The organism is Cystobacter fuscus, from assembly GCF_002305875.1.
In the GTDB taxonomy this organism is placed as follows: Bacteria; Myxococcota; Myxococcia; order Myxococcales; family Myxococcaceae; genus Cystobacter; species Cystobacter fuscus_A.
This window is the reverse complement of the sequence record NZ_CP022098.1, coordinates 10,936,222-10,962,872: the sequence shown is the minus strand read 5'-3', so window position 1 is coordinate 10,962,872 and position 26,651 is coordinate 10,936,222. Positions and strand designations below refer to the sequence as shown.

Annotated in this window: 22 protein-coding genes; 5 read left to right on the top strand and 17 right to left on the bottom strand. The window is 70.8% G+C overall.

Features of this window, described 5'->3' with window-relative positions; translation table 11 throughout:
* Positions 1-24: 24 nt before the first annotated feature.
* Both CYFUS_RS44425 and CYFUS_RS44420 read right to left on the bottom strand, forming a co-directional pair.
* Complete coding sequence (locus CYFUS_RS44425) at positions 25-699, bottom strand: lytic transglycosylase domain-containing protein (RefSeq protein WP_232537160.1); 675 nt, start codon at positions 697-699, stop codon at positions 25-27.
* 48 nt (positions 700-747) lie between these two features.
* Positions 748-1,818, bottom strand: a complete 1,071-nt coding sequence (locus CYFUS_RS44420; protein WP_095990736.1) for a ketopantoate reductase family protein — start codon at positions 1,816-1,818, stop codon at positions 748-750.
* Between the two features lie 125 nt (positions 1,819-1,943).
* Between CYFUS_RS44420 and CYFUS_RS44415 the strand changes: the two genes are divergently transcribed.
* Positions 1,944-2,603: a hypothetical protein gene (locus CYFUS_RS44415; protein ID WP_095990735.1), complete on the top strand. Its 660-nt coding sequence runs from the start codon at positions 1,944-1,946 to the stop codon at positions 2,601-2,603.
* On the opposite strand, the gene CYFUS_RS44410 is transcribed toward CYFUS_RS44415, so the two are convergent.
* Both CYFUS_RS44410 and CYFUS_RS44405 read right to left on the bottom strand, forming a co-directional pair.
* Positions 2,593-3,159, bottom strand: coding sequence for a hypothetical protein (locus CYFUS_RS44410; RefSeq protein ID WP_157759003.1), 567 nt, complete (start codon positions 3,157-3,159; stop codon positions 2,593-2,595). The two genes, CYFUS_RS44415 and CYFUS_RS44410, sit on opposite strands and share 11 nt — an antisense overlap.
* Before the next feature lie 13 nt (positions 3,160-3,172).
* Positions 3,173-3,874, bottom strand: coding sequence for a hypothetical protein (locus CYFUS_RS44405; RefSeq protein ID WP_095990733.1), 702 nt, complete (start codon positions 3,872-3,874; stop codon positions 3,173-3,175).
* A 155-nt stretch (positions 3,875-4,029) separates the two neighbouring features.
* Between CYFUS_RS44405 and CYFUS_RS44400 the strand changes: the two genes are divergently transcribed.
* Positions 4,030-4,914 (top strand): SRPBCC family protein, encoded by an 885-nt coding sequence (locus CYFUS_RS44400; RefSeq protein WP_095990732.1) that lies wholly within the window; start codon positions 4,030-4,032, stop codon positions 4,912-4,914.
* Between the two features lie 63 nt (positions 4,915-4,977).
* Entirely contained in the window at positions 4,978-6,378 is a 1,401-nt protein-coding gene (locus CYFUS_RS44395) for an FAD-binding oxidoreductase (RefSeq protein ID WP_095990731.1), read from the top strand.
* 46 nt (positions 6,379-6,424) lie between these two features.
* Here the strand turns inward: CYFUS_RS44395 and serA are convergent, their stop codons facing one another.
* Positions 6,425-7,675 (bottom strand): phosphoglycerate dehydrogenase, encoded by a 1,251-nt coding sequence (serA, locus tag CYFUS_RS44390; RefSeq protein ID WP_095990730.1) that lies wholly within the window; start codon positions 7,673-7,675, stop codon positions 6,425-6,427.
* Between the two features lie 50 nt (positions 7,676-7,725).
* Positions 7,726-8,103: an STAS/SEC14 domain-containing protein gene (locus CYFUS_RS44385; protein ID WP_095990729.1), complete on the bottom strand. Its 378-nt coding sequence runs from the start codon at positions 8,101-8,103 to the stop codon at positions 7,726-7,728.
* Between the two features lie 210 nt (positions 8,104-8,313).
* Between CYFUS_RS44385 and CYFUS_RS44380 the strand changes: the two genes are divergently transcribed.
* Together CYFUS_RS44380 and CYFUS_RS44375 are read left to right on the top strand one after the other, a co-directional pair.
* Entirely contained in the window at positions 8,314-8,619 is a 306-nt protein-coding gene (locus CYFUS_RS44380; RefSeq protein WP_095990728.1) for an acyl carrier protein, read from the top strand.
* Positions 8,620-8,792: 173 nt separating this feature from the next.
* A complete protein-coding gene (locus CYFUS_RS44375) occupies positions 8,793-9,728 on the top strand; it encodes a class I SAM-dependent methyltransferase (RefSeq protein ID WP_232537888.1) in 936 nt (311 codons plus the stop codon).
* Here the strand turns inward: CYFUS_RS44375 and CYFUS_RS44370 are convergent.
* From CYFUS_RS44370 to CYFUS_RS44320, 11 genes are all read right to left on the bottom strand, one after another.
* The gene (locus tag CYFUS_RS44370; protein ID WP_095990727.1) at positions 9,700-14,694 is read right to left on the bottom strand and encodes a protein kinase domain-containing protein; all 4,995 of its coding nucleotides are present in this window, start codon (positions 14,692-14,694) and stop codon (positions 9,700-9,702) included. The genes CYFUS_RS44375 and CYFUS_RS44370 overlap by 29 nt on opposite strands.
* A 230-nt stretch (positions 14,695-14,924) precedes the next feature.
* Complete coding sequence (locus CYFUS_RS44365) at positions 14,925-16,271, bottom strand: TolC family protein (RefSeq protein WP_095990726.1); 1,347 nt, start codon at positions 16,269-16,271, stop codon at positions 14,925-14,927.
* Positions 16,271-17,506: an ABC transporter permease gene (locus CYFUS_RS44360; RefSeq protein ID WP_095990725.1), complete on the bottom strand. Its 1,236-nt coding sequence runs from the start codon at positions 17,504-17,506 to the stop codon at positions 16,271-16,273. Before CYFUS_RS44360 ends, CYFUS_RS44365 begins: the two co-directional genes overlap by 1 nt.
* Positions 17,503-18,249: an ABC transporter ATP-binding protein gene (locus CYFUS_RS44355; protein ID WP_095992590.1), complete on the bottom strand. Its 747-nt coding sequence runs from the start codon at positions 18,247-18,249 to the stop codon at positions 17,503-17,505. The genes CYFUS_RS44360 and CYFUS_RS44355 overlap by 4 nt, the downstream gene beginning before the upstream one ends.
* Positions 18,250-18,271: 22 nt before the next feature.
* Positions 18,272-19,651, bottom strand: a complete 1,380-nt coding sequence (locus CYFUS_RS44350) for an efflux RND transporter periplasmic adaptor subunit (RefSeq protein ID WP_095990724.1) — start codon at positions 19,649-19,651, stop codon at positions 18,272-18,274.
* Positions 19,652-19,738: 87 nt separating this feature from the next.
* A complete protein-coding gene (locus CYFUS_RS44345) occupies positions 19,739-21,115 on the bottom strand; it encodes a sensor histidine kinase (protein ID WP_095990723.1) in 1,377 nt (458 codons plus the stop codon).
* A complete protein-coding gene (locus tag CYFUS_RS44340; RefSeq protein WP_095990722.1) occupies positions 21,112-21,837 on the bottom strand; it encodes a response regulator transcription factor in 726 nt (241 codons plus the stop codon). The genes CYFUS_RS44345 and CYFUS_RS44340 overlap by 4 nt, the downstream gene beginning before the upstream one ends.
* Before the next feature lie 163 nt (positions 21,838-22,000).
* Positions 22,001-23,359 (bottom strand): cation:proton antiporter, encoded by a 1,359-nt coding sequence (locus tag CYFUS_RS44335; protein ID WP_095990721.1) that lies wholly within the window; start codon positions 23,357-23,359, stop codon positions 22,001-22,003.
* Positions 23,356-24,183, bottom strand: a complete 828-nt coding sequence (locus tag CYFUS_RS44330; RefSeq protein ID WP_095990720.1) for an iron-containing redox enzyme family protein — start codon at positions 24,181-24,183, stop codon at positions 23,356-23,358. Before CYFUS_RS44330 ends, CYFUS_RS44335 begins: the two co-directional genes overlap by 4 nt.
* On the bottom strand, positions 24,180-25,577 hold the full coding sequence (locus CYFUS_RS44325) for a cytochrome P450 (protein WP_095990719.1): 1,398 nt from the start codon (positions 25,575-25,577) through the stop codon (positions 24,180-24,182). The genes CYFUS_RS44330 and CYFUS_RS44325 overlap by 4 nt, the downstream gene beginning before the upstream one ends.
* Complete coding sequence (locus tag CYFUS_RS44320) at positions 25,562-26,641, bottom strand: alpha-hydroxy acid oxidase (RefSeq protein ID WP_095990718.1); 1,080 nt, start codon at positions 26,639-26,641, stop codon at positions 25,562-25,564. The genes CYFUS_RS44325 and CYFUS_RS44320 overlap by 16 nt, the downstream gene beginning before the upstream one ends.
* Positions 26,642-26,651: the final 10 nt, after the last annotated feature.

The window sequence follows — 26,651 nt, the reverse complement described above, 5'->3', positions numbered from 1 at the left end:
CGTCGGTCATCCGGCGGAGATCGGTCAACCGGCCGAGGGTCGGTCACCCGGAGGATGGCGCGCGGTGGAGCGCACCGGGCGGGCCTGTCGCTTCACGCCGGCCGGAGGCGGTGGAGGTCGGTGGCGCGCGTAGGCGGCGAGCACCTTCTCCACGTAGAACTCCGTCTCGCCGTTGTGCGGCACGCGGCCGCGCACGTTGCCGGGGCCCGCGTTGTAGGCGGCCACCGCGAGCGTCACGTTGCCCCGGTAGCGCGCGAGCTGCTCGGCGAGGTAGCGCGCGCTGCCGTCCAGGGCTCGCGCCGGATCGAACGGGTCCTCCACGCGCATGAGGCTCGCGGTGGAGGGCATGAGCTGGCCGGGGCCCATGGCGCCCGCGGGGGAGATGCGGTGGGGCTGGGTGTTGGACTCCACCTCCACCACCGCCTCGAGCAGGCCGGGGGGCAGGTGGTGGCGCTGCTCGCTGTCGCGGATGAGGGGCTCGAGCTCGGGGTGTCCCTCGAGCAGGCACTGGGGCCGGTGGCGCGCGTAGGCGGCCAGGGCGTGGGCCTTCTCCGCGAGGAAGGACACCGAGAGGGGAGACACGCGGGTGTCGCCGAAGAAGGCCACCGCCAGGTTGAGCAGCACGAGCGGCACCAGGGCGCACAGCCCCACCTTCACCCAGGGAAACCTGTTGGCCCTGTTGGTCCGTTTGCGCCGCACGCCTTCCTTCCTACGGGCGCCCCGGCGTTCCGTCCAACTTCCGGCCCGTCAGGATCTCCTGGGACGTGTCCGCTCGTGGATGCGGCGCAGTGTCTCCACGCCGGGCGTGAGCTGCCGCCGGGCCATGGCGTGCACCGCCTCCTGCAACTGTTCGTTCACCGGCACCGCGAGGCCGTGTGCGCGCGCGTGCCGCACCACCTCGCCATTGAGGAAGTCCACGGGCGGCTCGCGCCCCCGCTCGAGCGCCGCCAGCATGGACGAGCGCATCCGGCGGTAGCGCAGGCCCACGGCGAGCAGGGCCGCGTGCTTGAGCACCAGCGACGGCGAGCCCCACGCGTGCCGCTCGGCGTCGCTCAGCGCGAGCCAGTCCAGCCCCAGCGAGGACGCCACCTTCTCCAGCTTCACGCCCTCGGCGCGCGCCACCTGGACCACCTCGGTGAAGATGTCCAGCGCCAGCTCGCGGATGAAGCGGTGCCGCAGGAGCGGCCCCAACCGGCTGCCCCCCACGGTGCCCAGGGTGGAGATGGCGCAGTTGATGCCCAGCTTGCTCCAGCGCGCGCCGCGCAGGTTGGGGGTGAAGTCCACGGGGCCCACCGCGCGCAGCACCTCGGCCAGGCGCTCCAGGCGCGCATCCGGCTCGCCCCGGAGCGTGCCGAGCACCATGCCGCCCACGGCCGTCTGCTCGTAGACGCCCGTCGCCGGTGACGAGGCGCCCCAGGCGACGATGGTGCCGATGACCCGCTCCTCGCCCACGATGGCCGCCACCCGCTCCTCGCACAGCCCGTTGGGGAGCACGGCCATGGCGCCTCCGGGCGCGAGCAGGTGCGTCGTGTCCCGGGCCGCCTCCTCCACTCCGGTGGGCGGCGTGGCCAGCAGGAGGAAGTCGTAGGCCCCTTCGGCGGGCGGCTCGACGAAGACCTCCAGCTCACCCCGTACGGTGCGCTCGCCCTTCGCGTCACGCAGCACCGGGCCGCGCGTGCGCAGCACCTGGGCGATCTCCTCGCGGCGAGCCACCGCGGAGACCTTCCGGCCCGACTCCAGCAGGCGTGACAGCAGGACGCCGCCGATGCCACCACAGCCGACGACGAGGATTCGAGGAGCGGTTCGCGTGGAGTCCATGGCCCCGGCTGCCTACCACGAGCCACGCCGATCCGGGGGGGCTTCGACCCGGTTCGTGACATGACCTTCGCCGTCATCTACAGTGAGGTGACCGCAGAGGACACCCTTCCGAGGAGAATTCCGTCATGTCATCCGAGATCTCGCTGCCCGGCTTCGAGCACCTGTTGGAGGTCTGTCTCATCCGGGCCCACCCCTTGAAACTGGAGCCGCCCCTGGAGCCGGAGCGCCGGACGGAGGACTCCGTGGCCGGGCAGCCGATGGATCCCCAGTTGGCGGCCGTCCACTCGCGCGCGGGCTACCTGTGGATCCACGGCGAGCTGTTCCTCTTCCCGCTCCGGCACGAGCGGCGGCCGGATCTGCACCGGGTGAATGCCCACTGGCGCCGGGACTGGAAAGCGCCCTTCGGCGAGCTGCTCGTGTTCGCCAAGGATGACCGGCTGGCCTACTGCTACGCCACGGTGCCCGAGCGGGCGGACGCCGAGGGGGTCCAGCCGGTGGTGTGGGTCGACGTGTACGAGTCGCTGTACGCCATCCCCGTGGCCTCGAGCGTGGACCGGTTCCTCGCCGCCTACGCGCGCTACCTGGAGGTCGCTCCCTCCTCCACGGCCGACAGCGAGGATCTGCCTCCGCCCCGGAGCTTTCCCTGGGACGCCGCCGACATCATCGCCCGCGACGAGGTGCTGGTGCGGCGCATCCAGGCCGGGCACTTCGACTACCTGTTCCAGGCCAATACCCGGGCGCGCGAGTGGGTGGCGTTCCAGCTGGGCGCGGGCGTCAGAAGATGAACCTGAAGGCGTGCACCTCGGCGCGCACCCCCACGCATGCCTTGATGTTCGCCGTCCACGCCTGGGCGGGCAGGGTGCCGCGCGCCTCGAGCACCAGCTCCAGCCGCTCGTCCCGTGCCAGATCCGGCACGCTCGTCGCCTCCACTGCTCGCAGGGCGAGCAGATTCGGGGAGAACGCCTGCGAGGGCTGGCTGTACTCCAGCAGCGTCCGGATGAGCTCCGTCGAGCCCTGCCGACGCAGCGAGACCTTCACCGTCTGGAGCTTGCTGAGGTCCGCGTCCCCGTCCGTGACCTCGAGCGTGAACAGCTGCAACGAGAGTTCCGTGTCGACCCGTCCCTCGGGCAGATCCTGGCCGATCTGCCCCAGGGGAACCTCCAGGGTGCGCTCGAGCGTCTCCTGGCCCGGAGCGGCACCGGAGAACGACACGCCGGACTCGCTCTGGCAGATCTGATCCGTCTCGGCCGTCACCACGAAGAAGGTGTCGGCGATCTTCCGGCAGCCGGAAGCGAGCAGCGCGAGGGTGGTCAGCAGGAGGGCTCGGGCAAGGGCGGGCACGCGGGACACTCCGTCAGTTGAAGTAGACGATGAGGCCGAGCCTCACCACGGGCGTGGAGAGGGTGAGCAGCAGGGAGTTGGCGGTGAGCGGCGGCTCCTCCTCCCCTGCATTCGCCTCCGCCTCGCGGATGAAGGCCGTCGCGTCGCTCACCCCGAGGAACCAGTAGCTGATGCCGGCGCCGCCGAAGAAGGTCACGTGGCGCCAGGGCGAGAACTCCAGGCCCACGCTGAGGTTCACCTGGTCGTAATCCACCTGGCGGATGCCCGTGACGGGGGTGGTGGGCTGGCCGTGCAGCCGCGTGAGCAGCCGCTCGTAGTCCGCGCGGAAGGTGTGCCCATACTCCAGTCCCAGCACGGGCGAGACGAGCAGTCGCACGGGCAGCAGATCCACCCCCGCGCGCACGCCGGTTCCCAGACTGTTCCTCGCCGCTCCCGCGTGCACCCGGAGCCAGGATCTCGGGTGGATGAGCAGGGCGACGCCCGTGCCGTCGGGAGCACCCGTCAGCAGCCTCGCCCCATAGCGCGTCTTCCACTCGGGCTCGGTGTCGGGACTGACGGGAGTGGGCGCCGGCCGCGTGACCTCGGTCTCCGGTGGTGGCTCCTCGTCTTCCACCTCCTGCGCCGACGCGCTGCCCGGGGCAAGGCCCAGGAGCAGCAGCGGGAGCAGTCCACGGAGGAGCGGGGCGGCCTTGTTGGAGGAAGGGAAGGGGAGCATCGCCGGAGCAGGGGGAGCGGATTATTCGCGAGCCCGAAGAGGGAGAGAAGGCCCGTGCGGGAATTCGCGGGGGGCCCTGGTGGACAGGGTTCGGGCGGGAGGTGGGTTCTGCTACGGTGCGCCATCCGGGTGCACCCGCTCCCCGGAATCGTTCGATGCCCAAGAAGATCCTCATCGCCTTCGCGAGCCTGCTGGGGCTCCTGCTCGTCATTGGCCTGTTGCTGCCGACGACGTACCGTGTCGAGCGCTCGCTGCTCATCCTCGCACCCCCCGAGGCGGTGTACGCCCGGGTGGCCCAGCCTCGGCACTGGGGGGAGTGGACTCCCTGGAACACGGAGCGCTACCCCGGTGGGCAGTGGATGTTCGGAGGGCCGGAGCTGGGCGCGGGCTCGGTGCGGACCTGGGAGGGGGGTCCCCTGGGCCGTGGCACGCTCTCCCTCTCCGAGGCGGACCCGAAGACGGGCGTGGCCTATCAAGCGTCGCTGGATGGGGGCCGGTTCTCCGCGCGGGGCCGCATCTCCCTCGCGTCCGTGGAGGGGGGCACCCAGGTGACGTGGGTGGACGAGGGAAGCCTTGGCCGCAGCCCCCTGCGACGCTACCTCGCGCCCTTCATCCGTTCCCGCCTGGGCGCTGGCATCGAGCAGGGACTCGGCCGCCTCAAGCAGGTGGTGGAGTCGTCGGAGGTCGTCGCCCCTTCCGGGGAGACACCCGCCGTGACCGGGCCCACCCCTTCCGCTCTCCCCGACGCTCCTGGCGCTTCTCCCGTGATCGCGGCTCCGCCCGTTCTCCCCTCCGCCGAGCCCACGGTGTCCGCGCCCACGCCAGATTCCACCGCGACGCCGTCCCCGGGGGGCACGCCGCCTTCGCTCACCCCGGACCCGGCCGTGACGGCGCCGGCGTCGCCCACCGATGGGGGCGCGGTGTCCGCCCCGGCCCCGGAGCAGCCCGCGCAGGCCTCGACGGGCGGCTCCTCGCCAGTGGATGCCGGTGCCGCCGTGCCCCCGCCCGCCGCGCCGGGGGACGCGGGAGCGCCCCGTTAGGCAGCGGTTCCTCGCGCGCTCGTTGGCTTGCCATGGCGGGCCCGCTGCACTAGTGCTCGGCTCATGGCCGATGTGCTTCCCGAAGCGTTCCTGCGCGCCGTGGCCGAAGGGTTCCCGGCGGACTTCCTCACCCGTGAGCCGAGCGAGCTCCAGGAGTACGGACGCGATTGGACCCGGGTCCATACGCCCGCGCCCTCGGCGGTGGCCTTTCCGCGCACCACCGAGGAGGTGGCGCGCCTGCTCGCCCTGTGCGACGCGCACCGCGTCCCCGTGGTGCCCTCCGGTGGGCGCACGGGGCTCGCGGCGGGCGCGGTGGCGGCGCGGGGCGAGCTGGTGCTGTCGCTGCGGCGGATGACCCGGATGGAGCCGGTGGAGCTGCTGGGCAACACGGTGCGGGTGCAGGCGGGCGCGGTGACGGAGGCGGTGCACCAGCACTGCGCCGAGCATGGCCTCACCTGGCCGGTGGACTTCGCCTCCAAGGGCTCCAGTCAGGTGGGGGGCAACATCGCCACCAACGCGGGCGGCGTGAAGGTCATCCGCTATGGCCTCACCCGCCAGTGGGTGCTCGGCCTGCAGGTGGTGACGGCCCAGGGCAAGGTGCTGGAGCTCAACGGCTCGCTGGAGAAGAACAACACCGGGGCGGACCTGCGCCAGCTCTTCATCGGCAGCGAGGGCACGCTGGGCGTCATCACCGAGGCCACCCTCAAGCTCACGCCGCTGCCGGGCAAGCAGGACGTGTTCCTCTTCGCCGTGCCGGACGTGGCCGCCGTGCTGCGGCTGTTCCGCGAGGCGCGCCGCGCGCCGCTGCTCCTGAGCGCCTACGAGTTCTTCACCGACAAGTGCCTCGCGCGCGTGCAGCGCCACCGCAAGCTGCGCTCGCCCTTCGAGGCGCCCAGTGGCTGCTACGTGCTGATGGAGGCCGAGGGCAAGGACGCCAACGCGGTGGAGGAATGGCTGGGCTCGCTCTTCGAGCGCGGGCTGGTGACGGACGGCACCCTGGCGCAGAGCCCCTCGCAGGCCAGTGAGCTGTGGGCGCTGCGCGAGAGCATCAGCGAGAGCCTGTCGGCCACGGGGCTGCCCCACAAGAACGACGTGTCGCTGCCGGTGGCCGCGCTGGAGGCCTTCTGCTCCGAGCTGGACTCGGTCTTCCGCGAGCGCTACCCGGACTGGGAGATCGCCCTGTTCGGCCACATCGGGGACGGCAACCTGCACATCAACATCATGAAGCCCGAGGGCATGGAGAAGGCCGAGTTCCTCGCGCGCACCAGGCAGGCGGACCCCACCCTGTTCGAGCTGGTGCGCAAGCACGGCGGCAGCATCTCCGCCGAGCACGGCATCGGCCTGCTCAAGAAGGACTACCTGTCCTACTCGCGCTCGCCCGCGGAACTGGAGATGCTGCGCACGCTCAAGCGCGCCCTGGACCCGAACAACATCCTCAACCCGGGGAAGATCCTCGACGTGTGAGCCGGCACGGGGGGCTCTCCGCTGGGAGCGCCCCCCGTCCCGCGCATCAGGTGACGATGCGCGTCTTGATGTCCGTCTTGAGGCCCGCGATGGCCTCGCACACCGGGCGGCCCACGTTCTGGTCCAGGTCCATGAGCAGGTAGCCGATGTCCGCGTCCGTGCTGAGCACCTGCGCGTGGATGTTGGCGTTGAGGTCCGAGACGATGCGGTTGATGTCGCGCAGCACGCCCGGCGTGTTGCGGTGCACGTTGAGGATGCGGTGCGTCTTGGGGATCAGCGGCGTCTCCACCTGGGGGAAGTTCACCGCGCCCGTGGTGGCGCCGCTCTTGACGAACTTGATGAGCGAGGTGGCCACCTCCTTGCCGATGGATGCCTGGGCCTCCTCGGTGGATCCGCCGATGTGCGGGGTGAGGATGACGTTGGGCAACCCCTGCAGCGGGGTGATGAAGCCGTCGCTGTTGGTCTCCGGCTCCTCGGGGTACACGTCCACCGCCGCGCCGGCGATGTGGCCCGAGCGGATGGTGCGCGCCAGCGCCTCGATGTCCACCACCGTGCCCCGGCTGGCGTTGATGAGGAAGGAGCCCTTGCGCATGCGCGCCAGCTCCGCCTCGCCCAACATCTTCTCCGTGGAGGCCGTGGCCGGCACGTGCAGCGTCACGAAGTCCGAGGACGCGAGCAGCTCGTCCAGCGTGGCCGTGGCGCGCGTGTTGCCCAGCGGCAGCTTCGTCATCACGTCATGGAAGAGGACGCGCATGCCCATGGACTCGGCCAGCACGCCGAGCTGCGAGCCGATGTGCCCATAGCCGATGATGCCCAGCGTCTTGCCGCGCACCTCGTAGCTGCCCGTGGCCACCTTGCGCCACTGGCCCGCGTGCACCTCGCGGATGCGGTCCACGAGCTGGCGGCTGAGCATGATGATCTCCGAGATCACCAGCTCCGCCACGCTGCGCGTGTTGCTGAAGGGCGCGTTGAACACGGGCGTGCCGTGGCGGTTGGCCGCCTTCAGGTCCACCTGGTTGGTGCCGATGCAGAACGCGCCGACGGCCAGCAGGTTCGGAGCCTTGGCGAGCGCCGGCTCCCACACGTTCGTCTTGCTGCGGATGCCCAGCACGTGCACGCCCTGGATGCGCTGCTCCAGCTCCTCGGGCTTGAGCGCTACCTTGAGCCGCTCCACCTCGAAGCCCTCCGCGCGGAACATCTCCTCCGCGGACGGGTGGATGTTCTCCAGCAACAGTACTTTCGGGGGACCTTCGATGGAGATGGGCGTGGAGGGCGACGGGAATGGAGACGTGCTCATGGCTCCGCGCGTTAGATCCCGCCCACCACACTGTCAAGCGACATCACCCATCACTCGTCGTCGGGATGGCGCAGCCACGCCAGGGCCGCTTCTCGCGTCTCGAAGGTCCGGGTGGGAATGGTCAACAGCGCCCGCTTGGTCATGCGCCAGGCCTGCAACCCCGACGCCGCGTCGCTCACCACGCGCGCCGAGCGCTTCATGCCGTTGAGCTGCGCGAAGGCGTTGAGGCTCGCCATGGTGTCCACCATCTCCGGCGACATCACCCGGAGCTGCTCCTGGTCCACCAGGGCGCTCCACGGCCCGTTGAGGCGGAGGATCGTCTCGCGGATGCGCTTGAGGTAGTCCGCCACGTCCTCCGCGCTGGGCTGCGGAGGATAGACGACGTCGATGATGCGATCCGCCTCGTGGACGGTGATCTGAAAGGGCATGTGTTGCTCGGTGCTCCCGGTGGCGGCGCACTCTACCCGCTGTGCGGCCCGGGTCGACAACCTCGCCGGTTTCTCTCCTCTCCTCCCTCCCCCGGCACTCGTTCTCTCGTCCGCCATGGAAGCGGCTGTGGGTAGAAGTGGCATGGCACTCGGGGGCGAGGTGGATGGGGCCGGGAATGCAGCGGGGAGGGATTGGTCGTTCGAAAGAGCATGGAGATTTCCAACCAACTGCGTGAGTTCATCCGGACGACCTTCCTGCGAGGGGACAACCTCGAGTTGTCCGACACCACACCGCTCATCAGCTCGGGGCTGTTGGACTCGACGGACGTGCTCGAGCTGCTCCTTTATATGGAGAGTGAGTTCGACATCACCGTGGGTGATGACGACTCCGGACCGGAGAACCTGGACACCCTCGAGCGCATCACGGCCTTCATCGAGGCGAAGCGCGCGGCGGGCGGGGCCGGGGACGAGACACGGGCGCAGACGCGGGAGGGAAGCGAGCCCCTCGCGCGCTGACGCGTTGCCCTCCGGGCGGAGGAGCGTGCGGAGGGCATACGTGTGCATTCTTCGGAAAGGATCGGTGAGGACTTCCCGTTGTGCGGGGCATGGACGATCCCTCCCTCCCCTTCAAACACGCCATCGGTCATGGTGAGTCCTGGTCCCACCGAAATGAATTGGCCGCGCCCGTGATGGAGTGGGTCGAGCGAAGTGATGCCTTCCTACAGGCGGACGTGTGGTTGCACGACATCGTCACGCGGCTTCAACGGGGCGATGTCGAGGCCAACATGTTTGCCCTGTACCAGGGGCTCCACCTGTTGCGCCGCAAGTGCGACCGGGAGGAGTGGCACGTGTTCTGTCTCGAGTCCACGCGTGCCCACCCGCTGCGCGGGCTGTTGCACCTGTGTCCCTACTCGCGCCACAGCTACGAGCGCCCGAGAGGCTACGCGGGAGACGCGGACCTCATCGACTACGTCTACTCCCAGCGCCAGACCGGGGCGCCGCCCATCGGTCAGTCCATCTACCGCTTCCTGTATCAACAGACAGGGCCGCAGTGCGTGCGGGAGCGGCGGATGATCCTCGCGCGGGAGATCGACACCATCGCCGAGCGGGTGCACCAGCCCCGGGTGCTCTCCATCGCCTGTGGACACCTGCGCGAGGCCGAGGTGTCACGCGCCGTGGCCGAGCGCCGTGTCGGTCAGTTCCTCGCGATGGATCAGGACACGTCGAGCCTGGAAGAGGTGGCGCGCCAGCACCCGGGGGGCCTCGTGCGTCCCGTCTGTGACAACGTGCGCTCCATCATCCTGGGCCGCAGCGTCTTCGAGCCGCAGGATCTCATCTACTCGGCGGGCCTGTACGACTACCTGTCGCAGAACGTGGCCCAGCGCCTCACCCGGCGGCTCTTCGAGATGTTGCGTCCGGGGGGCCGGCTGGTGATCGCCAACTTCGCCCTGAGCACCCCCGACGCGGGCTACCTGGAGGCCTTCATGGACTGGTGGCTCGTCTACCGGGACGAGGAGCAGATGCGCGACCTGGCGGCGGAGATCGAGCCCGCGCAGGTCTCGCGCATCAACCTGTTCCGCGACAGCGTGGGCCACGTCATCTATCTGGAGCTGGAGCGCCATTGAGGGCGCGGGGCTTCGGGCCCTCGAGCGGCAGCAGCACGGTGAAGGTGGCGCCCTGCCCGGGCGCGCTGCGCACCTCGACGCGGCCGCCGAGTGCCTGGATGATTTCCCGGACGATCCACAGGCCGATGCCGAAGCCGCCATAGTGGCGCACGGACACCGCGCGCTCGAAGCGCTCGAAGATGCGCTCGGTGTCCTCCGGGGCGATGCCGATGCCCTGGTCGCGCACCACGAGCCGCGCGTGGGTGGTGTCCCCCTCCACGGTGATGTCGATGGGCCGCCCCGCGCCGTACTTCATCGCGTTGGTGAGCAGGTTGAGCACCACCTGCTCCAGGCGCATGGCGTCCCAATGGCCCACCACCTCGGAGGCCAGGTGCAGCCGCAGCTCGCACTCGGCGCGCGCCAGGCCATCACGCGTGCGCTCCACCACGTTGTGCACCACCTTCACCAGGTCCACCGACTCCAGGTCCCCGAGCAGGTTGCCCTGGGCGATGCGCGAGATGTCCAGCAGCTCGTTCACCAGCTTGCCCATGCGCTGCGTCTGGAGGTTGGCCGACTCGAGCTTGGTGGCCAGCCGCTCGGGGGACATGGAGCGGGCGCCCGGGCGCAGCTGCGACATCAACCCCTGCAGGTGGAGCTGGAGCGAGGTGAGGGGCGTCTTGAGCTCGTGCGCGGCGATGGAGAGGAAGTCGTCCCGGCGCCGCACCGCCTCCTGCTCCTCGCGGTAGAGCCGGCCCTGCTCCTCGCTCAGCGCCGCCATGCGCTCGAAGCCCTCGGCGTTCTCCAGGGCGGTGCCCGCCAGGATGCAGACGAAGGAGGCCAGCCGCTCCTCGTCCTCGCCGAACAGCTCGCCCACCTGTCGGTGGCTCGCGCACACACACGCCACCGTCTTGCCACGCACCTGGATGGGCGCGCACAAGAGCGAGCGCACCCCGAGCATCTCCATGCTCTCGCTCACCCCGCCGGGCATGCCCTGGCCCATGATGGCCGGGCGTCCCGTCTCCATCGTGCGGTGCAGGGCCGTGCGCGCCACGCCCGCGGCGGCCAGCTCCTCCTCGGGCAGGAGCGTCCGCGGCTCGAACACCACGCAGTGCTCGGCGCGCAACAGCTCCTGCATGGACTGGCGCACGGCGTCGAACACCGCCTCGCCCGTGAGCGCGGAGGCGATGCGCCGCCCCGCCTCGAGCACGCGCGGGAAGCGGTCCACGAGCGACAACGTCTCCAGGCGCTCCGGCCCCTTGTCGGGCGCGGAATGCCCGGTGGTGCCCAGCCCCTGCTCCATCTCCCGCAGCTCGCGCCGGGCCGTCTCCAGGTCCTCCGCCGCCCCGGGCCAGCCGAGCTCCTGGCCCACCTGGCCGCGCGCGAGCCGCGTCTGGGCGGCCTCGTGGCGCATCTTCAGGGATCCGGCCACGCGCAGGCTCTCATCGAGCCACTTGCGGGCACGGCGGGGGTGTCCCTCCATGGCATGCAGCAGGCCGCGCTCGCGCAGCAGGTGGGCGAGGTTGTTGCGGAAGGCCTCCGCCGAGGGGCGGGAGCGCTTCTCCACCAGCCACGCCCGCTTGAGCAGCGCCGCGCGACGGTGGGGCGAGAGCGGTGACACCCGCGAGGCCAGCAGGCGCAGCGCGGTGATGAACCAGGGGCCCACGGGCGTCACGTACTCGTTGCGCAGCTTCGCCTTCTCCACCATGCGGTGGGCCTCCTCCAGCGTGGCCACCGCGCCCTCCAGGTCCTCCTCGCGCATGCGCCGCAGGGCCTCCACCTGGAGCAGCCCCGTGTGCGTCTGCGTGTCGAGCCCCGGGTCGGCCAGCGCCTCGTCCAGCAGGCCCTTGGAGATGCGGCCCACGGCGGCCTTGCCCCAGGCTTCCAGGCTCAGTCGCACGGCGTACCGGTCGCCGATGGCGAGCGCGGAGGCGTGCAGTTGCTGGCTGGACTCCTCGGCCTCGCGCAGCCGGCCCAGGCGGTAGAGCGACATGGCCAGGTGGTAGTGGGCGTTGTGCATCTCCCACTTGTCCCCGGTGCGCGCGAGCAGTCGCATCCCCTCGCGCGCCTTCTCGATGCTCTCCTCGAAGCGGCCGGAGACGTAGAGCGCGAGCGAGTAGAAGTGCAGCGTCTGGCCCTGGCCCCACGTGTCGCCCCACTGCCGGCGCATGGCCAGCGACTTCTCCAGGTAGGCGATGGCCCGGGAGAACCAGGGCACCTGGGTCATCACCGGCGAGTGCGTGGAGTAGGCCTGGGCCAGCTCGGGCGTGGGTGGATAGCGCTCGGCGGTGTTCACCTCGCGCAGGTGGGCCCAGAAGGTGGGCACCGGGCCGCGCTTGTACCAATAGCCATACGTCAGCCGGTTGTAGAAGTGCACGGCGAGGAGATCCTCCTCGGCGTGCTCCAGCGAGCGGCGCGCGAGCCGCTGGGGCATCAGCGTATGGCCCGCCTGGATGAGCAGCTCCCAGGCGGCGCGCAGGCCATAGGTGATGTCATGGCCGGGCACCCAGCGCCGCAACAGGGCGAGTCCCTGCTCGTTGGCGGCGTTGCTCTCCTCCATGTTGCCGCGCTTGAACTCGAGCTCCCCGAGCTTGGAGGAGATGCGCGCCTGCTCCAGGGGGTTGTGGGCCAGCTTCTGGGCGAGCTCGAACTGGGGCTGGGCGTCGTCGTAGCGGCCGCGCAGCATGAGCACGTCGCCGAGGCCGGTGGCGATGCGGAAGCGGGTGCTCGCATCGGCCTGGGCCGCGCCGCGCTCGGCGATGCGGTAGTTGAGCTCCGCGGTGCCCAGGGCGAACTGGGTGCGGGCGCGCTCCGCGGCCACGATGGCGTGGGGGAGCGCCAGGGCGTGCTCGCCCGCGGCGTCGAAGTGGTAGGCCAGCTCGAAGGAGTCCGCCTTGTCGCGGGCGGCGAAGGTGCGCGCCGCCAGGCGGTGCAGCTCCCGGCGCTCGTCCGGCTTGAGCATGCCCAGCAGCGCCTCGCGCAGCTTGTCGTGGACGAAGGTGTAGTGGCCCTCCTGTCCCGCCCACAGCATGTGGCGGTGCTGGGGCTCCACGAGCGCCGCCACCACCTGCTCCTGCGGGGTGCCCGAGAGCGCGGCGACCTGCTCCAGCGCGAAGCTCTTGCCCAGCACCGCGCCCACGGACAGCAGGTGCAGGGACTCGGCGGGCAGGAGCTTGAGCCGGCGCACGAGGAAGGACGCGGCCTGCCGCGAGGAGCGCACGTGCGCCATGGCCGCCGGCTGTACCTTCCAGCCGCGCTCGCCGGGCACCAGCGCCCCGTCCTCCACCAGCCCGTGCATCACCGCCGAGGCCATGAAGGGATTGCCCTCGGACAGGCGCACCACCAGCTCCATGGCCTCGCGGGGCAGGGGGCCCGCCATGGACTCGAGGAGGCGGGTGATTTCCTCGGGGCCGAAGGCCGCCAGCCGCAGGTGCGCGTCCGGGCGCAGCCGCCGCAGCGGATGGTCGGCGCCCACCTCCTCGCTGCGAAAGGCGATGACGAGCAGCACATGGCCCGGCCCGTCCCGGAGCGGTCCTCGCTGGAAGCCCTCCAGGGCCTTGAGCGTCGGCTCATCGGCCCACTGGCAGTCGTCGAGCAGCACCATGGCGGGCTCGGCCTCGCTGCCGAGTGCTCCGAGCAGGGCCGAGAGGGCGGCGATGCCGCGGCTGGCGCCGAGTGACTCGGGTCCGAGGTTCTGCTGCTCCGGGCGGAGGATGGGGGTGAGCTGCGGCAGCACCGTGCACACCGCCACCGCCTGCTCCTTGAGCCGCTCGCGCAACCGCTCGCCCAGCTCGGGCCGCTCCAGGGCCGTCTGGGTGATGCCCGCGGCCACGTCGGTGAAGAGCTGGAAGGGGCGTTGCGCGGCCTGGGCCACGGCCTGTCCCTTGAGCAGCGAGGCGCGGTGGCGCGGGGCACGCGAGGCGAACTCCTCCAGGAGCCGGCTCTTGCCTCCGCCGCTCTCGGCCTCCACCACCACCAGGCGTCCGGGTTCCGAGCGCGCGCGCTCCAGCTCGCGCTCCATCTGCGCCAGCTCCTCGTGGCGGCCCACGAAGGACGGCTCGGTGAGGCTGTGGCGCGTGTCGTGCGCGCCCGTCACCAGCTCTGGATCCTGATCGCCCCGGGCCAGGGCCACCTCGATGGCGTGCAGGTCCTCGCGCGCGGACTCGGCGGACTGGTAGCGATCCTGGGGGTCGGTCTGCAGCAGCCGGGCGACGACTTCCTCCAGGGCGCGGGGGACCTCGACACCGGTGGCGCGCAGGCGCGGGCGCGAGGTGAGGTGTTGACGCAACACCTCGCCCACCGAGGTGCCGTCGAACGCCGGGTGGCCCGCGAGCGCCTCGAAGAGGACGGCGCCCAGCGCGTACAGGTCCGAGGTGGTCTCCACCGGGCGGTTGAGCAGTCCCGCCTGTTCGGGCGAGAGGTAGCGCGCGGTGCCCACCGGCAGGTCGCGCAGGGACGGGTCCAGGCGCTCGCTGCGCGCCAGCCCGAAGTCCACCAGGGTGACGTGGGTGACGTTGGGGATGCCGTCGACGATGATGTTGGAGGGTTTGACGTCCCGGTGGATGACGCCCTGGGCGTGGGCCTCGGCGAGCGCGGACAGCACGCCCTGGCCCAGCGTGAGTGCCTCGGAGACGGACAGCGTGCCGCTGGTCAGCCGCTCCTGGAGCGACCGGCCGGGCACGAAGGGCGTCACGAGGAAGAGCAGCTCCCCGCCGGTGCCGAAGTGCAGCAGCGGCACCAGGTGGGGGTTGTTCAGCGAGCCGAGGACCCGAGCCTCGTGCTCCAGACGCTGACGGGCGGTGGGCACGAGGGAGTGGGTGGCGGTCGTCTTGATGACGAGCCGGGCGCCGGTATGCAGGTCGGTCCCCAGCCACGTGACGATGCCTCGGCCCTGCTTGATGCGCTGGGTCAATTCGAAGCGGTTACCCAGCCTGCGGCCCGCGTGCACGCCTTCCCGTGAGGGTCCCACCTGTTCGTAGCCCTCCGACATGAAAGCCCCTCCCCTCGGGTCGCACCACGACGACGTGATGGGGTCGGCACGTCCACCGACAAGCTTGGGACCGCGTGGTGCGGTGCCAAGGGGGATGGTGTGGTGCCGTTTGCCAAAAGGTAGGGTTCACCAGATGCGCTGGCTTCCCTGCTCGCGCATCCGTTCGAACGAGAGGGCCTGGGCCCGTTGCGCCGTCGGGAGGGCGGGCGGACGGGCCCGCCCCGTCCGGCTCATGTCTGGGGGCCGGTCTGCTGCCCGAGCGAGCGGGCGAGCTCCGTGCGCGCGGTGGCCAGGTTGTAGGAGGCCTGGACGCGCTGGACGGCGGCGTTGGTGGCGGAGAGCTGGGCGTCGGACAGCTCGATGATGTTGCCGACGCCCGCGCGGTAGCGGCCCTCGGCCAGCCGCAGCCGCTCGCGGGCATTGGCCAGGGCCTCGTCCGCGGCGGTGACGCTCTCGCGCGCGGCGTGCACGGCGAGCTGGGCACGCTCCACCTCCAGCCGCACCTGCTGCCGCAACGCATCGCGCTGGGCCTGGACGCTGGAGATGTTGGCCCGCTGCTCGCGCATCTGGGCGAGCGTGAGGCCGCCCTGGAAGAGGGGCCAGCTCAGGCCCACCTGTCCGGTGACACCCCACTGCAGCTCGGCCGGGGTGGGCCCCGACTCGTTCGCCGACAGCGAGACGTTGATGCTCGGGAAGAAGTTGCCCCGGGTGGCGGACAGCTGCTGCTCCTGGGCGAGCAACTGGTGGTCGGTGGCGGCCAGGTCCGCGCGGTTCTGGAAGGCCATGTCCACCAGGGTGCCCGTGGGCTCGTCCTCGCCCCGCACCAGTCCGATGACTTCTTCCTGCACGGCGTAGTCGGTGGGGCCCTCCACGCCCATGGCCTGGTTGAGCTGGGCCTTGAGCGTGGCGGAGTTGTTGCGCGCCTGGATGAGCTGGAGTCTGGCGTTGGCCACCAGGGTGCGCTGCTGGACCAGATCGATCTCCGGCCGGGTGCCGACCTGCACCTGGGCCTGGACCTGGTCCAGGTGCGCCTGCTGGTTTTGCAGCGTCTCCTCCGCGACCTGCACGAGCACCTGCTGGGCGAGCGCGTTGAAGTAGACGGTCTGCACGTTGGCCAGCACGTCGCTCTGGGTCTGCTGCTCGTTGCTCTTCTGGGCGGCGGCGGTCTCCTGGGAGGCGCGCCAGCGGCCCGTGGTGCGGCCGAAGTCCCAGACGAGCTGGCTGACGGTGGCGCCCACGTTGAAGCCCTCGCGGCGGATGATGCCGGAGGTGGGGTCCGCGGTGCCGAAGTTCGTGTTGCTGGAGAAGGAGCGCTGGTAGGAGGCGTTGGCGCTCACCTGGGGCAGCAGCGAGGAGAAGTTCTGATCCACGCGGGCGTTGGCCGCGGTGGTGCTGGCCTGGGCCTGGCGCAACTGGGGCTGGCGCTCCTGGGCGGTGCGCAGCGCCTCGGCCAGGGTGAGCACGCGCTGCTGGGCCGGCGCCGGTTGCTGCTGCGGGGGTTGTTGCTCTGGCGGCTGCTGGGCCAGCACCGGGGTGGCGGCGAGCAGGAGGGCGGTCATCGGGAGGAAGGAACGCATTACTCGTACCTCAAGGCATCGATAGGGTCGAGCCGGCTCGCCTTGCGTGCCGGGTAGAGGCCAAAGCCCACGCCGATCAGCGCACTGAAGCCGAGCGCGAGCAGGATGACGTCGGGTCGCACCAGCAGGGGCCACTGGAACTGGGACGCGAGGAACCGGGCCACGCCCAGGCCCACCGCGGCGCCGATCAATCCTCCGAGCAGCGACAGCGTCAGCGCCTCGATGAGGAACTGCAGGAGGATGTCCCGGGGACGCGCGCCCACCGCCACGCGCACGCCAATCTCGCGGGTGCGCTCGGTGACGCTCACCAGCATGATGTTCATGATGCCGATGCCCCCCACCACCAGGGACACGGCGGCGATGGAGGCGAGCAGCAGGCTGAGCGTCTCGGTGCTCTGCTGGCGGCTGTTGGCGATCTCCGACAGGTCGCGCACGTCGAAGTCGTTGGGGTCCTCGTCGGAGGTGATGCGGTGGCGCTCGCGCAGGAGCACGGTGAGGTCGCGCTGGGCGCGGGCGGTGCCGGCGCTCGCGTCGGCCTGCACGTAGAGCACGCCGGTGATGTACCGGGCGAGGCTCTGCGACTGCACCTGCCGCTGGAAGGTGGTGGCGGGCACGAGGATGCTGTCGTCGTAGTCCTGCCCCATGGGGGACTGACCCTTGCGCGCCGTCATGCCCACGATGGTGAAGGGCGTCTTCTTGATGCGGATGACCTGCCCCACCGGATTGAAGCCCGCGCCATAGAGCTTCTCCACCACCGTCTGGCCGATGACGGCCACCTTGGCGCCCGCCTCCACGTCGGCCTCGTTGAGCTTGCGGCCCTGGGCCATGGACCACCCGCGCACGTCGAAGAAGTCGGGCGTGGTGCCCGTCACGCTCGTCGTCCAGTTCTGGTCCTCGCTGAAGACCTGGGCGCTCGTGCGCATCTCGGGCGCGGCGGCGCGCACGCTCGGCACCTGGGTGCGGATGGCCTCCAGGTCGTCCCAGGTGATGGAGGGCTGGCTACCGAAGCCGCCCCGCGCGCCTCCGGTGTTGCTGGAGCCGGGCATGACGATGAGCATGTTGGTGCCCATCGAGTCGAACACCTTCTGCACGTTGGCCCGGGCGCCATCGCCGATGGCCACCATGGCGATGACGGCGCCCACGCCGATGATGATGCCCAGGGCGGTGAGGAACGAGCGCATCTTGCTGCGCAAGAGCGAGCGCACCGCGAGCATCAGGGTCTCGAGGATGTTCATGAAGCGGCCTCCTCCACGGGGGGCACGTGCGCGGCCACGGGCGTCTGCCGTTGGTCCGAGCGGATGAGGCCGTCGCGTACCACCACCACGCGTCCGGCGTAGCCGGCGATGTCCGGCTCGTGCGTCACCAGCACGAGTGTCATGCCTTCCTGTCGCAGCTCCTGGAAGAGCGCCATCACCTCGATGCTGGTGCGCGAGTCCAGGTTGCCCGTGGGCTCGTCGGCGAGGATGACGCGCGGCCGGCTCACCAGGGCCCGGGCGATCGCCACGCGCTGCTGCTGACCGCCGGAGAGCTGGCGGGGGTGGTGGTCCAGGCGCGCGCCCAGGCCCACGCGCTCGAGCGCCTCGCGTGCCCGCTCGTGCCGTTCGCGCGCGGGCACCCCGGCGTAGAGCAGGGGCAGCTCCACGTTCTCCAGGGCGCTCGTGCGCGCCAGCAGGTTGAAGCTCTGGAAGACGAAGCCCAGGGTGCGGTTGCGCACGAGCGCCAGGTCATTGCGGTCCAGGCGCGCCACGTCCTGGCCCTCGAGCAGGTACTCGCCCTCGGTGGGCCGGTCCAGGCAGCCCAGGATGTTCATCAGCGTGGACTTGCCCGAGCCGCTCGAGCCCATGATGGCCACGAACTCGCCGTGGTTCACCGTGAAGTCCACGTGCTTGAGCGCCGCCACCTCCACGTCGCCCGTGCGGTAGATCTTCTTCACGCCCCGGAGCGCGATGAGAGGCTGTTGTTCTTGAGTGCCGTTCATGGTCGTCGCGCCTTTGCCCGCCCTAGAAGGGACCACCGCCACGCCGGCCGCCACCGAAGCCGCCGCCCCCTCCCCCTCCCATGGGACGCTGGCCTCCGCCCGAGCCCGGAGCCGCGCCCGTGCCCGTGGTCGCCGCCCCCGCCGTGCTCAGGGAGGTGATGACCTGGTCGCCCTCGTTCAGCTCGCCCTCGACCTCCGTGTACGAGCCATCCGTCACGCCGGCCTTCACGTTCACGCGCACGGGGCGCCCCTGGCGCAGCACGTACACCGTCTTGGTGCCGGCGGGCGGCGGCGCCGCGGCGGTGGCCTCCTGGCCGTCCGCGCCACCCCGGCCTCCGGGCCTGGCGCCCTCGGGAGGGGCGGGGGGACGGAAGCGCAGCGCCGCGTTGGGCACGGTGAGCACGTTCTCGCCGCGCGCGGTGACGATGTTGACGTTGGCCGTCATGCCCGGCTTGAGCTTCATCTCCGGGTTCTGCACGTCGATGACGGCGTCGTAGGTGACGACGTTCTGCACCGTCTGGGCCGCGTTGCGGATCTGCCGGATGACGCCGTCGAAGGTCTGTCCCGGCCAGGCGTCCACGGTGAAGGTCGCGGCCATGCCGTCGCGCAGCCGGCCCACGTCGGACTCGGAGACGCTGGTGTCCACCTGCATCTTGCGCAGGTCCTCGGCGATGGTGAACAGGACGGGCGCCTGCAGCGACGCGGCCACCGTCTGGCCCACGTCCACGCTGCGCGAGATGACGATGCCATCCGTGGGCGACACGATGGTGGCGTAGCGCACGTTCACCTCCGCCTCGTTCTGCGCCGCCTGGGCCTGCGCGAGCGCCGCCTCGGCAGACGTCACCTGGGCCTGGGCCGACTGGGCGGTGGCCTCGGCGGTGTCCAGGTCCGCCTGGGCGATGAACTGCTGGGCGCGCAGCGCCTTGGCCCGATCCGCCTGCAATCTGGCGTTCTGCGCCTCCACGCGGGCGCGCTGTAGCCCGGCCCTCGCGGACAGCAGGTTGGCCCGGGTGCGCTCCAGGGCCGCCTGGAGCAGTTGGGGATCGATGCGGGCGATCACCTGGCCCTTCTTCACCAGCGAGTTGTAGTCGACGAGGATCTCCTGGATGCGTCCGGACACCTGGCTGCCGACCTGCACCGTGACGAGCGCGGACAGGGTACCGGTCGCCGACACACGCGCCTCGACGGTGCGCCGCTGCACCCGCGCCAGCTCGAAGTTGGCGGCGGGATCCTTGGGCTGGGGCCAGAAGAACCAGGTACCCGCGGCCGCGATGACCACGAGCCCCAGCAACCACCAGCCCCAGACTCGGGGCGGACCCCTGTGCCGGGTGGGCTCACCGGGCGCGGGGCGGTTCTGGATGGAAGGAGAGGACTTCTCGTCTCGCTGTGGCAGCTCACTCATGGGCCTCATGGTCCAAGAATTAAGCGCCAGAGCATTTGGATGGATGAAGTGCAGATTACGAAATGTGACGTCGAGCCTGGTTGGCCGCTATGCGGCGGGGGCTCCGGGAAGCTGGACCCGGGCCGTTGTTCCTTGACCCGGCTGGCTTTCCAGGCTCAACGAGCCGCCATGGGCGACGACGATGCGGCGCGCCAGGGCGAGTCCCAGCCCCACGCCGCCGGTCCGCCGCGCCCGGCTCCGGTCGCTTCGGAAGAAGGGCGTGAAGAGCTGCTCCATGTCCTTGGCGTCGATGCCGATGCCCTGGTCGGCGACCTCCACCTCCAGGCCATGGTCCGTGCGTCGGGCACTCAGGCGCACCGTGGTGTGGGGCTCGGAGTACTTGCCCGCGTTGTCGAGCAGGTTGTCCAGGGCCCGGCGCAGCAGCACTGGATCCGCCTCCAGCTCGGGCAGCGTGGAATCCATCCTCACGTCCAGTGTGTGCTCGGGCCGGGAGGCGCGGAAGCGCGCGGCGGCCTTGTCCATCAGGGCGCGCGTCTCCACGCGCTCCAGGCGCAGGGGCGGGGTGGCTCCCGGAGTCTGCGTGGTGGTGAGATCCAACCGGGCCGTGGTGAGCACGTCGTCCACCAGCCGCTCCAACTCACCCAGATCCTCGGCGATGTCCGCGAGCGACTCGCGCGCGAGCACGGCGTCGCCCTCGTTGGCCAGGTCCAACGCCACGCGGATGCGGGCCAGGGGCGTGCGCAGCTCGTGCGACACGTTGGCGAGCAGCTCCTTCTGCGAGCGCAAGAGGTGGGTGATGCGCTCGGCCATCTCGTCGAACGCATCGGACACCTGTCCCAGCTCGTCGCGGCGGCGCAGGCCCACGCGCGTGCTCAGGTTGCCCTCGCCGAGCGAGCGCGCCGCGGCCGCCAGCTTTTGCAGGGGCACCGCCAGGGTCCGGGCGAAGAAGAGCGAGGTGACGGCCAGGCTGCCCAGCATGATGAAGAGGGGCACCATCATGCGGCTGGGGGGTGGGGGCGGCCGCGGTGGCCGTGTCTCCTGCATGAGGGCATAGGCCTCCATCGGACCCGTCTCGGGGATGGCCACCGCGACCCGGTGTGGCCGCTCGGAGTAGAGCATCACCCGCTCCCCCTCGAGCGCGCGGAGCATCTTCGGAGACAGGGCCTCGAGGGGGGGTGAGATGTTGGCGCCGAGCAGCCGGCCGTCGGGGGCGCGCACCGTCGCCCTGGCTCCCGGGCGCATCTGCTGCAGCGCGGCCTGGAGCGCGTCGGGGTCGTTCCTCGAGGAGGACCATTCGGCCACCCGGCTGGCCATGTCGCGCTCCACGCCCTCCTTCCAGGGCGCATCCAGGACGTACTTCTGCAGGAACGTCATGCACACGATGAAGAGCACCAGTTGCGCGACGCCCACCAGGTAGATGCGCAGCAGCAGCCGGCTGGTGAAACGAGGCCGCCGGGGGCTCACGACTCCTCACCGCTGGCGAGCAGGTAGCCCGCGCCGCGCACGGTGCGCAGCAGCTTCGGGTTGCGCGGGTCCTCTTCGATCTTCTGGCGGATGCGGAAGATGTGGACGTCCACGGAGCGGTCGAAGACCTCCTCCGCGTTGCCCTTGACCAGGTCCAGGAGCTGCTCGCGGCTGAGCACGCGGCCGGCGCGCTCGGCGAGCACGCGCAGGAGGGCGAACTCATAGGTGGTGAGTGGCAGCACCTTGCCATCCAGCGTGGCGCGCAGGCTCCGGGGATCGAGCGACAGCTTGCCCGCCTGGATGGGCTGGGACGAGGGGCCGGCACGTCCCCGGGCCCGGCGCACCTGGGCGCGGATGCGCGCGAGCAGCTCGCGGGGGGAGTAGGGCTTGGCGAGGTAGTCGTCCGCGCCCGTCTCCAGACCGAGCACCCGGTCGACCTCCTCGCCGCGCGCCGTCACCATGATGATGGGGATGTCGCTGCGGGTGCGCAGCTCGCGGCACACCTCGATGCCATCGCGCCCGGGGAGCATGATGTCCAGGAGGATGACGTCGTAGGCGTGGCGGTTGGCCTCGGTGATGCCCTCGGGGCCCGTGCGCGCCACGGTGACGAGCAGACCATGCTCCTGGAGGTAGCGGCTGGTGAGCCGCGCCAGCCGATCATCGTCCTCCACCAGCAGCACCTGGATGGTGCCTTCCTCAGTGGAGTGTGTTGTCTCCTCCATGTCCCGATTCCTCCTGCCGCGTGGGGCTTGCCCAGGTTCCGCCGTGGTGAAGATACGGCCTGGGCGCGGCGGATGGGGGGTTGCTTCCCCCTATCGCACCGCAGGATGCCGCCGGGACATGTCGGGCGGGCTTCCCCTGGATGAAGAAATATTACGCGCGCTCTCACGCTCCGTGTGGGAGCGAGGGAGCGTCCAGGGGGATGGGGGTGGGGTCGCGCTCCTCTCCGCGCATCAACCGGCGGATGAGCGGGGTGGCGATGAAGGTGGAGACGATGGCCATGAGCACCAGCATGGTGAACATGCTCCGGGGGAGCACGCCCAGGTCGTACCCCACGTTGAGCGCGATCAGCTCCATGAGGGCGCGGGTGTTCATGCAGACCCCGAGCACCATGGCCGAGCGGTGGTCCTCGCCGACGAGGCGGGCCCCCACGTAGGCGCCCCCGAACTTGGAGACGAACGCCACCGCCATCACGAGCAGGCAGATGCCCACCTCGCGCAGGGAGGACAGCGAGCCGACGTTCGTGCGCAGCCCCGTGTACGTGAAGAAGAGGGGGAGGAAGAACGTGTTCACCAGGGGGGACACCCGCGTCTTCCACTCGTTGACGAACTGGCGATCGTCGTGCAGGGCCGCGCCCATCACGAACCCGCCGATGATGGCGAACACGCCGATGAGGGACGTGATGGACGCGGAGGCGAAGACCACGAGCAGGATCAGCGCCACGGCACTCGTCTGGAGCGCGCCGCGGCGCCGCAGGTGGGTGCTCACGAACCGCTTGAGGAGAGGTCGCGCCACCAGCAGCACGAAGGCGACGTACGCGGCGAGCGTTCCCGCCCGGAACAGGAGCTTGGAGGGGGCGAACTGGTGCTGCACGAGCAGCGTCACGACGCCCAAAAGCAGCCACCCGGCGATGTCGTCGATGGCCGCCGCCCCGATGCTCAGGGCCGCGACGCGCGTGTGGGACAGGCGCAGCTCCATGAAGATCCGCCCCAGGATGGGGATGGCGGTGATGGACATGGCGATGCCGAAGAAGAGCTGGAACCCGAACAGGGCGGGCCGGGGCTCGGCGAGCCGCTCATGGAACCAGGGCGCGCTCAGGTAGCCCATGGCGAAGGGCAGCAGCAGCCCCACCATGCTCACCACCACGATGGACTTCTTCGACGTGCCCAGGTTGGCCTTGAACTCGAACTCGAGGCCAATCTGGAACATCAACAGGATGAGGCCGACCTGGGAGAGCCCGACGAAGGTCTGCGAGGTGGAGCCGTCGAACAGGGTGTGCATCAGGTCCGGCGCGAGGGCGCCGAGGATGCTGGGGCCGAGCACCAGCCCCGCGAGGATCTCCCCCGAGACGTCCGTCTGGCCGAGCTTCCGGGCCACGTACACGACCAGGCGCGTCGTGGCGAGGATGGCGATGAACTGCCCGAGCAGGTGCAGGACGAGTTCTTCCGCCTTGGTGCCGACGGCCGATTGGGCACCATCGGCGGTGGCCTGGACGAGGGAGGGGAGTAACGCGAGCGGGCTCATGGGTGCACCTCGAAGGAGAAGTCCGGGCGGGTGGCCCGGAGGCACAGGTCGTCGAAATAGTGCGCGGACGTCTCGAGGGCCGCGGCGATCCCTTCCGCGATGGGCATGCGCACGCGCGGATCGCGCCGCACGCTCTCCTCGATGACGTTGTCGCCCCAGTCGCGGGCGTGGTCGTCGTCGCAGGCGAGGTGGACACGGATGAACTCCATGTCGGCGGCCGCGAAGCCCAGGCGCTCGAGCCCCTTGCCCATGTGCTCGAGCCGGTAATGGGCGATGGCCTCGGTCGCGAAGAGCGAGCCGATGAGGTTCCAGGGCTCGAGGTAGTAGCCGTAGTAGAGGACGAGGCAGCGATCGACGAGGCTCGGGTACGTCGCGAGCGGGAGGTCTGGGCTGGCCTTCGCCTTCACCGCGAGGAACAGCCGCCGCATCAGGTCGGCGTGGGGGACGGGCACCTGCTCGTCCTCGATGTTGCGGACGATGGCGGCGCGCGCGGTGTCGGTGAGCGGCAGGTCGAGCGTGCGCCGCACGAGCGGGAGGAAGGAAGGGTAGGCGGCGTTCTCCAGGAGGAACGTCGCGTACTCGCGCACGCTCACCTCGTGGGCCAGCCGGCCATACCAGGGGTGGCGGGCCGCCGGGTGCTGGAAGATGGCGGCTGCCCACTGGGACTCGGGGCGCGAGAGGAGCGCGTTCGTGAAGGCGCTCCGCTGCCCATGCTCTCGTGCCCACCAGTGGCGGAGCGCGCTCTCCTCCGCCGGCTCGAGCCGTGAGCCCATCCGGGCCGCGCACGCCTTCAGCAGCTCTGAATCCGTGGGATGTTCCATCATGCACTCCGTTTTTCGGTCGAGGGGGGGCGGATCCTGGAGAAGGGGCACCCGGAGGGTTGGGCGCTGGGGGGAGCGGCCTCGCGCTCGGCCTCGAAGTAGCGCTGGCACAGCTTCAGGCGGCGCGCGTCGAGGACCATGTACGTGCCCAGGACGAGCTGCAGGACGCTTCGCCCGACGTCCTCCCACGGCTCGCGGGCGCTCATGGCCGCGAGGAGGCGCTCACGCGCGCGGGGCTCGGGGGGCTTGTTCCTCGGCTCCAGCACGCACGGCCCGCGGTGGGGCAGCGAGCGCGTATGGGTCGCCGTCGAGAAGGCCCGGAAGCGCCGGATCGTCTCTCGCGCCACGGCCCGCATGGTGACGAGGGCGATGGCCTGGGCGGGGCAGGGCCGGTTCGCCGGGGCCCCGAAGGGCATGTAGTTCACGTCCTTCGTGGACTGCTTCAGCCAGCGATCCGGATCGAAGCGGCCCGGGTCCTCGAAGCCCGCGTGGTGGTAGGCCTGATAGTTGAAACAGAGGACCGAGCCCTTGGGGATGGGGGGCACGCCTTCGAGCGTGATGTCGTCGGTGGTGATGCGGTGGGCGATACCGAAGAGGGGATGGACCCGGAGGGACTCGGTGATGATCCGGTCCAGGTAGCGATCATCCTCCAACGTGTCCGCGAGCCGCTCCTGGACGGCCGCGTCCTGCGCGAGGAAGAGCAGCAGGTGGGCCATGGCCTCGGACATCTGCACCACGGCGGTGTTGAAGTAGACGCCTTGCAGGTAGAGCGCCCGCTGGTCGAGGGACATCCAGGAGGGCAGCTCGTGCGCGACGTGGCCCGCCTCGAGCCGCCCGCGCAGATAGCGCGTGAGCCGCAGGCGCCGGCGCATGTGGCGGAGGCTCGAGCCCTTGAGCGAGGTGACGACGTCGTCCGCGTTGCCCACGATGAGCTCGCGCGCCTCGCGGGGGCACGGCTCGCCGAAGACGACCTCGTAATAGAACTCGGCCCAGATGGGCATCATCAGGTCGCGCAGGCGCACGCTCGTGGGCTTCTGGAAGCCCTGCTCGTCGAGCACGCGCGCCGCGCACCGGGCCGCGAGCTCCTCCGCGCTCTTCCTCGGCAGCGCGAGGATGCGCTTCGTCACCCGGGCGACCTCCTCGTAGCGCTCACCGGGCTCGAGGTGTTCCTGGTGCAGCTCGGCGCCGGGGGACAGCCAGTACCAGAAGAGGTCGGACAGGCCCGCGCCCTCGCTCCGGCCGTTGGCGGCGGGGTGCGAGTACAGCTCCTTGAAGCGCGACACGTCGATGCGCTCGCTGGGGACGGGGAGGCCTTCCTCGCCGTTGATGCGCGTGAAGATGCGCGTGCGCAGCCCGATGATCGCGGCGGGCAGGCGGGACGTCAGGAGGTTCGCCATCGGGGTTCCCATCGTGAGAAGTGCAGCAGTTCGGGGCTGGCGTCGTCCGCCGAGCCGCAACCGCACAGGGCCAGGGCGCGCTCGAGCTCCGAGCGCAACAGGGAGAGGACATGGACCACGCCGGCCTCGCCGCCCACCGCGAGACCCCAGAGCACGGGGCGGCCGATGGCGACGGCGCGGGCGCCGAGGGCGAAGGCCTTGAGGGCATCCGTGCCGCGCCGCACGCCCCCATCGAGCACCAGGGGGAGCCGGTCTCCGACGGCGTCCGCGAGGGGGGCGAGCAGCTCCAGGGGCGAGGGGACGGTGTCGAGCTGCCGGCCCCCGTGGTTGGAGACGAAGAGCGCGTCGACGCCGCTGTCCAGGGCCCGCTTCGCGTCCTCCGGGTGCAGCACGCCCTTGAGGGCGATGGGCAGGGAGGTGAGCCCGCGCAACCAGTCCACGTCCGCCCAGGACAGGGTGGGGGAGAACGCGATGGAGCGCGCCGGGCCGCGCTGGCCGTCGGGGCCGAGCGGGCGCATGTTCTCGCAGCACAGGCCGGGCGGCAGATCCATGAAGCCGTTGCGCAGGTCGCGCTCGCGGCGGCCGAACACGGGTGAGTCGACGGTGACGACGAGCGCCTTGCAGCCCGCGGCCTCCACGCGCCGCACGAGCGCCTCGGTGAAGCCGCGGTCGGGCTGGAGGTAGAGCTGGAACCAGAGGGGACCGCCCGCCTGGGCGATGTCCTCGATGGCGGTGGTGGACGCCATGCTCACGGTGTAGATGGCGCCCGCGGCCGCGGCGGCCCGAGCCGTGGCCCGCTCGCCCTCGGGGTGGGCCAGGCGGTGGAAGGCGGTGGGCGCGAGGACGATGGGCATGGAGGCGCGGCAGCCGAGCAGCTCGGTGTCGAGCCGGGGGGCTCCCCGTCCGCGGAGCACCCGCGGCACGAGGCCGACCCGGGCGAACGCGTCCTCGTTCGCCCGGAGCGACACCTCGTCATCGGAGCCCCCCGCGAAGAAATCATGGATACCGGGCTCGAGGAGGGCGCGGGCCGCGGCCTCGAGTTCCCGCAGGGAGAGGGCCTTCATCGCGACGGGG

Bases quoted from the DNA above. Each gene is read 5' to 3' on its own strand.
- CYFUS_RS44370 (WP_095990727.1), bottom strand. From the start codon at position 14,694: ATGTCGGAGGGCTACGAACAGGTGGGACCCTCACGGGAAGGCGTGCAC.
- CYFUS_RS44415 (WP_095990735.1), top strand. From the start codon at position 1,944: ATGTCATCCGAGATCTCGCTGCCCGGCTTCGAGCACCTGTTGGAGGTC.
- CYFUS_RS44420 (WP_095990736.1), bottom strand. From the start codon at position 1,818: ATGGACTCCACGCGAACCGCTCCTCGAATCCTCGTCGTCGGCTGTGGT.
- CYFUS_RS44405 (WP_095990733.1), bottom strand. From the start codon at position 3,874: ATGCTCCCCTTCCCTTCCTCCAACAAGGCCGCCCCGCTCCTCCGTGGA.
- CYFUS_RS44375 (WP_232537888.1), top strand. From the start codon at position 8,793: ATGGAGTGGGTCGAGCGAAGTGATGCCTTCCTACAGGCGGACGTGTGG.
- CYFUS_RS44340 (WP_095990722.1), bottom strand. From the start codon at position 21,837: ATGGAGGAGACAACACACTCCACTGAGGAAGGCACCATCCAGGTGCTG.
- CYFUS_RS44385 (WP_095990729.1), bottom strand. From the start codon at position 8,103: ATGCCCTTTCAGATCACCGTCCACGAGGCGGATCGCATCATCGACGTC.
- CYFUS_RS44320 (WP_095990718.1), bottom strand. From the start codon at position 26,641: ATGAAGGCCCTCTCCCTGCGGGAACTCGAGGCCGCGGCCCGCGCCCTC.
- CYFUS_RS44400 (WP_095990732.1), top strand. From the start codon at position 4,030: ATGCCCAAGAAGATCCTCATCGCCTTCGCGAGCCTGCTGGGGCTCCTG.
- CYFUS_RS44395 (WP_095990731.1), top strand. From the start codon at position 4,978: ATGGCCGATGTGCTTCCCGAAGCGTTCCTGCGCGCCGTGGCCGAAGGG.
- CYFUS_RS44355 (WP_095992590.1), bottom strand. From the start codon at position 18,249: ATGAACGGCACTCAAGAACAACAGCCTCTCATCGCGCTCCGGGGCGTG.
- CYFUS_RS44350 (WP_095990724.1), bottom strand. From the start codon at position 19,651: ATGAGTGAGCTGCCACAGCGAGACGAGAAGTCCTCTCCTTCCATCCAG.
- CYFUS_RS44325 (WP_095990719.1), bottom strand. From the start codon at position 25,577: ATGGCGAACCTCCTGACGTCCCGCCTGCCCGCCGCGATCATCGGGCTG.
- CYFUS_RS44365 (WP_095990726.1), bottom strand. From the start codon at position 16,271: ATGCGTTCCTTCCTCCCGATGACCGCCCTCCTGCTCGCCGCCACCCCG.
- serA (WP_095990730.1), bottom strand. From the start codon at position 7,675: ATGAGCACGTCTCCATTCCCGTCGCCCTCCACGCCCATCTCCATCGAA.
- CYFUS_RS44330 (WP_095990720.1), bottom strand. From the start codon at position 24,183: ATGATGGAACATCCCACGGATTCAGAGCTGCTGAAGGCGTGCGCGGCC.
- CYFUS_RS44360 (WP_095990725.1), bottom strand. From the start codon at position 17,506: ATGAACATCCTCGAGACCCTGATGCTCGCGGTGCGCTCGCTCTTGCGC.
- CYFUS_RS44380 (WP_095990728.1), top strand. From the start codon at position 8,314: ATGGAGATTTCCAACCAACTGCGTGAGTTCATCCGGACGACCTTCCTG.
- CYFUS_RS44335 (WP_095990721.1), bottom strand. From the start codon at position 23,359: ATGAGCCCGCTCGCGTTACTCCCCTCCCTCGTCCAGGCCACCGCCGAT.